Origin of the sequence: Aeromicrobium sp. (assembly GCF_047606445.1) — a bacterium.
Taxonomy (GTDB): Bacteria; Actinomycetota; Actinomycetes; order Propionibacteriales; family Nocardioidaceae; genus Aeromicrobium.
This window is the reverse complement of sequence record NZ_JASGEK010000031.1, coordinates 1-6157: the sequence shown is the minus strand read 5'-3', so window position 1 is coordinate 6157 and position 6157 is coordinate 1. Positions and strand designations below refer to the sequence as shown.

At 71.7% G+C, this 6157-nt stretch carries 6 protein-coding genes; 5 read left to right on the top strand and 1 reads right to left on the bottom strand.

Going from position 1 to position 6157, the window contains the following annotated elements; all coding sequences use genetic code 11:
• From infB to QM621_RS07470, 4 genes are all read left to right on the top strand, one after another.
• Nucleotides 1-2281, top strand: a 2281-nt coding sequence (gene infB / locus QM621_RS07485) for a translation initiation factor IF-2 (protein WP_414989749.1), incomplete at its 5' end; no start/stop codon positions are given.
• Between the two features lie 74 nt (nt 2282-2355).
• Nucleotides 2356-2781 (top strand): 30S ribosome-binding factor RbfA, encoded by a 426-nt coding sequence (gene rbfA / locus QM621_RS07480; protein ID WP_414989748.1) that lies wholly within the window; start codon nt 2356-2358, stop codon nt 2779-2781.
• Nucleotides 2778-3650 carry a tRNA pseudouridine(55) synthase TruB gene (gene truB, locus QM621_RS07475; protein WP_414989747.1) on the top strand — a complete coding sequence of 291 codons (873 nt, stop codon included), beginning with the start codon at nt 2778-2780 and terminating at the stop codon, nt 3648-3650. The genes rbfA and truB overlap by 4 nt, the downstream gene beginning before the upstream one ends.
• A 17-nt stretch (nt 3651-3667) precedes the next feature.
• A complete protein-coding gene (locus QM621_RS07470; RefSeq protein ID WP_414989746.1) occupies nt 3668-4906 on the top strand; it encodes a phospholipase D-like domain-containing protein in 1239 nt (412 codons plus the stop codon).
• A 7-nt stretch (nt 4907-4913) separates the two neighbouring features.
• Here QM621_RS07470 and QM621_RS07465 read toward each other — a convergent pair whose 3' ends face one another.
• A complete protein-coding gene (locus QM621_RS07465; protein WP_414989745.1) occupies nt 4914-5555 on the bottom strand; it encodes a response regulator transcription factor in 642 nt (213 codons plus the stop codon).
• Nucleotides 5556-5711: 156 nt separating this feature from the next.
• On the opposite strand from QM621_RS07465, the gene QM621_RS07460 reads away from it, so the two are divergent.
• The coding region (locus QM621_RS07460; RefSeq protein ID WP_414989744.1) for a hypothetical protein at nt 5712-6157 on the top strand (446 nt) is incomplete at its 3' end.

Sequence of the window (6157 nt, the reverse complement as noted above, 5' to 3'; positions counted from 1 at the left end):
GTCACGGCAGGGGCGCCCGAGCGACCCCAGCCGTCCCGGTGGTCCTCGTCCGCCGGCCGGTCGGGCCGGCGGCCCAGGCGCCGGTGGCGCCGGTGGCCCTCGTCCGGGTGTGCCCGGCATGCCGCGCCCCAACCCGGCGATGATGCCCAAGCAGTCGGGCCTGGCCCGCCCGGGCGCCCAGCAGGGAGGCCGTCCCGGCGGTCGTCCCGGCGGCGGTCGTCCCGGTGGCGGCGGCAACCGTCCCGGTGGAGGTGGCGGCGGAGGTTTCGCCGGCCGTCCGGGCGGCGGTGGCGGCGCGGGCTTCGCCGGTCGTCCCGGCGGCGGCGGTCCTGCGGGCCGCGGCGGCCGCGGTGGCACACAGGGAGCCTTCGGCCGCGCCGGCGGCCCGGTGCGCCGAGGACGCAAGAGCAAGCGTGCGAAGCGTCAAGAGTTCGATCAGATGCAGGCGCCGGCCATCGGCGGCGTGCGCGTCCGCAAGGGCGGCGGCGAGACGGTGCGCCTGGCGCGCGGCGCCTCGCTGACCGACTTCGCCGAGAAGATCGGCGTCGACGCGGCCTCGCTGGTCCAGGTGCTGTTCCACCTGGGCGAGATGGTCACCGCGACGCAGTCGGTCAACGACGAGACGCTGCAGCTGTTGGGCGAGGAGCTCAACTACGACGTGCAGGTCGTCTCGCCCGAGGACGAGGACCGCGAGCTGTTGGAGTCCTTCGCGCTGGAGTTCGGCGAGGACGCCGGCGACGACGCCGACCTGGCGGCCCGGCCCCCGGTGGTCACCGTCATGGGCCACGTCGACCATGGTAAGACGAAGCTGCTCGACGCGATCCGCAACTCCAACGTCGTGGCGAAGGAGGCCGGCGGCATCACCCAGACCATCGGCGCCTACCAGGTCACGACCGAGGTCGACGACGCCGAGCGCGCCATCACCTTCATCGACACTCCCGGTCACGAGGCCTTCACGGCCATGCGCGCCCGCGGCGCCCAGGCGACCGACATCGCGATCCTCGTGGTCGCGGCCGACGACGGCGTCATGCCGCAGACGGTGGAGGCGTTGAACCACGCCAAGGCCGCCGACCTGCCGATCGTCGTCGCGGTCAACAAGGTCGACAAGCCGGGCTCGGACCCGTCGAAGGTGCGCGGCCAGCTCACCGAGTACGGCCTCGTGCCCGAGGAGTACGGCGGAGACACGATGTTCGTCGACGTCTCGGCCAAGGCCGGCACGGGTCTGGACGACCTGCTCGCCGCAGTCGTGCTGACCGCCGACGCCGCGCTCGACCTGCGCGCCAACCCGAACCAGAACGCCGAGGGCCTCGCCATCGAGGCGCACCTCGACCGCGGCCGCGGCCCGGTCGCGACGGTCCTGGTGCACCGCGGCACGCTGCGGGTGGGCGACACGCTGGTGGCCGGCTCGGCCTTCGGCCGTGTGCGCGCCCTGCTCGACGAGTTCGGCGAGAACATCGCCGAGGCTCCGCCGTCGCGTCCGGCCCTCGTGCTGGGCCTGACCTCGGTGCCGGGCGCCGGCGACAACTTCATGGTCGTCGACGACGACCGCGTCGCCCGTCAGATCGCCGAGAAGCGCGAGGCGCGCGAGCGCAACGCGCTGCTGGCCAAGCGCAGCGGCCGCCGCACCCTCGAGGACTTCATGTCCTCGATGGAGAAGGGCGAGACCGACGAGCTGCTGTTGATCCTCAAGGGCGACGGCTCCGGCTCGGTCGAGGCCTTGGAGGACTCGCTGGCGCAGATCGAGGTCGGCGAGGAGGTCGCGCTGCGGGTCATCGACCGCGGCGTCGGCGCGATCACCGAGACCGACGTCAACCTGGCCGCCGCGTCGAACGCCGTCATCATCGGCTTCAACGTGCGTCCGCAGGGCAAGGCCACCGAGCTCGCCGACCGCGAGGGCGTCGAGATCAAGTACTACTCGGTGATCTACCAGGCCATCGAGGAGATCGAGGCCGCGCTCAAGGGCATGCTCAAGCCGGAGTTCGAGGAGCACCAGCTCGGCACGGCGCAGATCCGCGAGATCTTCCGTTCGTCGAAGATCGGCAACATCGCCGGCTGCATGGTCACCAGCGGCGTCATCAAGCGCAACGTGAAGGCCCGGCTGCTGCGCGACGGCAAGGTCGTGGCCGACAACCTCGACTTCGCGAGCCTGCGGCGCGAGAAGGACGACGTCAGCGAGGTCCGTGAGGGCTTCGAGTGCGGTCTGGTCCTCAAGGGCTACGGTGACATCAAGATCGACGACGTCGTCGAGACCTTCGAGTTGCGCGAGAAGCCGCGCGCGTAAGCAGTACCCATCGGACCGGCCCGGGATCGCAGCGACGCTGTGGTCCCGGGCCGCACCCGCCTCAGGAGGCACACATGGCCGGACCCCGGCAGCACCAGATCGCCGACCGCATCAAAGTGATCGTCGCCGAGCTGATCGAGCGGCGGATCAAGGACCCGCGGCTCGGCTTCGTGACCGTCACCGACGTCAGGGTCACCGGCGACCGACAGCACGCCTCGGTCTTCTACACGGTGCTCGGCGACTCCGACGCCATCGAGGGCAGCGGCGCCGCGCTGCGCAGCGCCACCGGAATGATCCGCTCCGAGGTCGGCCAACGGCTCGGCCTGCGGCACACCCCGAGCATCGAGTTCTTCCTCGACGCGGTGCCGGAGTCGGCGCGGCACATCGAGGAGCTGCTGGCCAAGGCCAAGGACTCCGACGCCCGGGTCGCGGCCCAGCGCGAGGGCGCGCAGCACGCCGGTGAGGCCGACCCGTACAAGCACCACGACGAGGACCAGTGACCGAGCCGGGTCTGGCGATCGTCGACAAGCCCGGCGGCTGGACGTCGCACGACGTCGTCGCGCGCTGCCGCCGGTTGGCCGGCACCCGCAAGGTCGGCCACGCGGGCACCCTCGACCCGATGGCGACCGGCGTGCTGGTGCTCGGCGTCGGCCGGGCGACCCGGCTGCTCGGCCAGTTGCAACTGACCGACAAGGCGTACGACGCGACGATCCGGCTGGGCCAGAGCACCGTCACCGACGACGCCGAGGGCGAGGTGGTCTCGACCACGTCGGCCGCCTCGCTGACCCCCGACGACGTGCGCGCCGCGATGCTCCCGCTCACCGGCGACATCGCCCAGCGGCCCTCCTCGGTCTCGGCGATCAAGGTCGACGGCCAGCGCTCCTACGCGCGGGTGCGGGCCGGCGAGGACGTCGAGCTGCCCGCCCGCCCCGTCACCGTGTCGCGCTTCGAGGCGACCGACTTTCGCGCCGACGGCGACCTGCTCGACGTCGACGTGACGGTCGCGTGCTCCAGCGGCACCTACGTGCGCGCCCTCGCCCGCGACCTCGGCGGCGCGCTCGGCGTCGGCGGCCATCTGACGATGCTGCGCCGCACCCGGGTCGGCCCGTTCACCCTCGACCACGCCGCCACGCTGGAGGAGTTGGAAAGCCAGTGGCGCGCGCTGAGCCTCGACGAAGCCGCACGAGTGGCCTTCCCCGTCGTCGCGCTGACCGCCGAACAGGCGACGGACGTCCGCTTCGGACGGCGTCTTCCCGGCGTCGATCTCGGCGCCGACGGCAAGGTCGCGGTGTTCGACCCCGACGGCGCCTTCCTGGCCCTGTACGAGCGGCGGGGGGGCGACGCCGCCCCTGTGGCCGTGTTCACATGACGGTCTAGGGTGGCCGCATGTGGTCGTCACTGCCCTCGCCCCGCCAGGTGGTCTGGCGCGTCCTGAAGATGTGGCTCGTCGCCGTGCTGGGGATCGTCGCCGGACTGATGGTCACCACGAAGGTCCGCAAGGTCCTGCGCGGGCACCGGGCGCACGGCTTCCCGGTCACCCCGCCGACCGTCGTCGCCACCCCGCGCGGCGAGGCGACCACCTACACCTACGGCGACGACCTCTTCGGCGACATGATCGCGGCCATCGAGGCGGCCGAGCGCCGGGTGTTCTTCGAGTCCTTCATCGTCAAGTCCGACGCCGAGGGGCGACGCTTCAAAGCCGCGCTCATGGACGCCGCCGCGCGCGGGGTCGACGTCTACGTCGTCTACGACGCCTTCGCGAACCTCGTCGTGCGGCGGTCTTTCTTCGACTTCGGCCCGCGCGTGCGGGTGCTGCGCTACCCCGTCTACAACGCCGGCTTCCGGCCCTTCAGCCTGCGGCACTGGGGCCGCGACCACCGCAAGATCCTCGTGGTCGACGACGACGTCGCCTTCATCGGCGGCTACAACGTCGGCTCGCTGTACGCCACCAGCTGGCGCGACACCCACCTGCGGCTCACCGGCTCGGCGGTCTGGGACCTCGCCAACGCCTTCATCGACTTCTGGAACATGCTGCGGCCGGAGGAGGCGATCCACGGCTCCGGGTCGACCGACTGGGACCCGCGCGTGCGCATGCACCGCAACATCCCGCGCCAGCTGGTCTTCCCGATCCGCAACATGTACCTGGAGGCCATCGACCGGGCCACCGGCCACATCATGATCACGGCGGCCTACTTCATCCCCGACCACGACATCTTGGAGGCGTTGCTCCAGGCGCGGGTGCGCGGCGTCAAGGTCGACATCATCGTCCCGGAGGTCTCCAACCACGTCGTCACGGACTGGCTGTCGCGCGGCTTCTACGGGCGGCTGCTGCGCGCGGGCGTGCGCATCCACCGCTACAAGGACCACATGGTCCACGCCAAGACCTGCACGGTCGACGGCCAGTGGACCACTGTCGGCACGGCGAACATCGACCGGCTGAGCCTCAGCGGCAACTACGAGATCAACGTCGAGGTGGTCGACGCGGCGCTGGCGCGGCACATGGAGGAGGTCTTCGCCCGCGACCTCACCAACTGCGCCGAGCTGACGCTGCTCGACTGGGAGGAGCGGTGGATCGTCTCGCGCGCCTGCGAGCTGTTGCTCGCGCCGTTGCGCCCGCTGCTGTGACCGTTCCTCAGTCGACGCGGTAGCCGGCCCCGCGCACGGTGCTGACGATCTCCTCGCCCAGCTTCTTGCGGAGGTAGCCGATGTAGACGTCGACGACGTTCGACCCCGGGTCGAAGTCGTAGCCCCACACCTGGGAGAGGAGGAGCTGCCGCGACAGGACCTGGCCGCGGTGGCGTGTCAGCACCTCCAAGAGGTCGAACTCCCGGTCCGAGAGTCGGACCTCGGCGCCGTCGACGACGGCGGTGCGGCGGCGCGGGTCCAGCCGTACCGCCGCAGGCCGGTCGGGGATTCCGGGTGCGACGGCAGTGCGTTGCAGTCGGAGCCGCACGCGGGCCAGGAGCTCCTCGAAGCCGAAGGGCTTGACCAGATGGTCGACGGTCCGGCGGCCGAGCCCGCCGATCGGGTCGTCGGCGACTCCGGGGCCGGACGTCACGATCAACGGCAGGTCGCGGCGGTCGGCGGCCAGGCGGTCGACCGCGTGCCGCGAGCAGGTGTCGAGGTCGACGACGGCGAGGTCGAGGGGATGGGTCAGGGCCTGGTCGACGTCGGCCTCGACGCCGGCGACCAGGATCGTGTCGAAGCCGTGGGACGCGAGCCTCCGGGCGGGCGAGGAGCCGGTCGGGTCGTCCTCGACGATCAGGATGCGCATGTCGTGAACTGTGTCAGACGGGGGTGTCCCGACGGGCTGCGCGGCCCCTTCGGGAGAGGCCCGCCAGGGGTCTCACCGCGTCTTCATCGGGGCTTCATGATCGGCGACCACCATGGTCTGTATCCGAAACACCACCCCATCACGAAGGAGTGATTGATGATGAGCACGGGAATTCGCCGCCGTCTGGGAGCAGGCCTGGCCACGCTGACGCTGGCGGCGGTGGCCGTCGGCCTGGCGTCCGCGTCGCACGCCGAGGACGACACGTCCGCCTCCGACACCACGACCGAGCAGGCCGAGTCGACCGACGAGTCGACGGAGGACGCGACCGCCGCCGCTGACGAGACCGACAGCACGGACGACTCCGACAGCACGGACGACTCCGACAGCACGGACGAGACCGACACCACGGACGAGACCGACACCACGGACGAGACCGGCACCACGGACGAGACCGACACCACGGACGAGACCGGCACGCCGGAGGACTGCGACGGCGACGGTCAGATCGACGGACAGCAGCCGTCCCCCGGCGCCGCGCCCGCCCAGCAGGCGCAGGGCCAGCAGGCGCCCGCCCCGCAGCAGGCCGGCCCGGGTCGGCCCGG

Coding starts and splice junctions, on each gene's coding strand:
- QM621_RS07465 (WP_414989745.1), bottom strand. CDS start 5,555: ATGCGCATCCTGATCGTCGAGGACGACCCGACCGGCTCCTCGCCCGCC.
- rbfA (WP_414989748.1), top strand. CDS start 2,356: ATGGCCGGACCCCGGCAGCACCAGATCGCCGACCGCATCAAAGTGATC.
- QM621_RS07470 (WP_414989746.1), top strand. CDS start 3,668: ATGTGGTCGTCACTGCCCTCGCCCCGCCAGGTGGTCTGGCGCGTCCTG.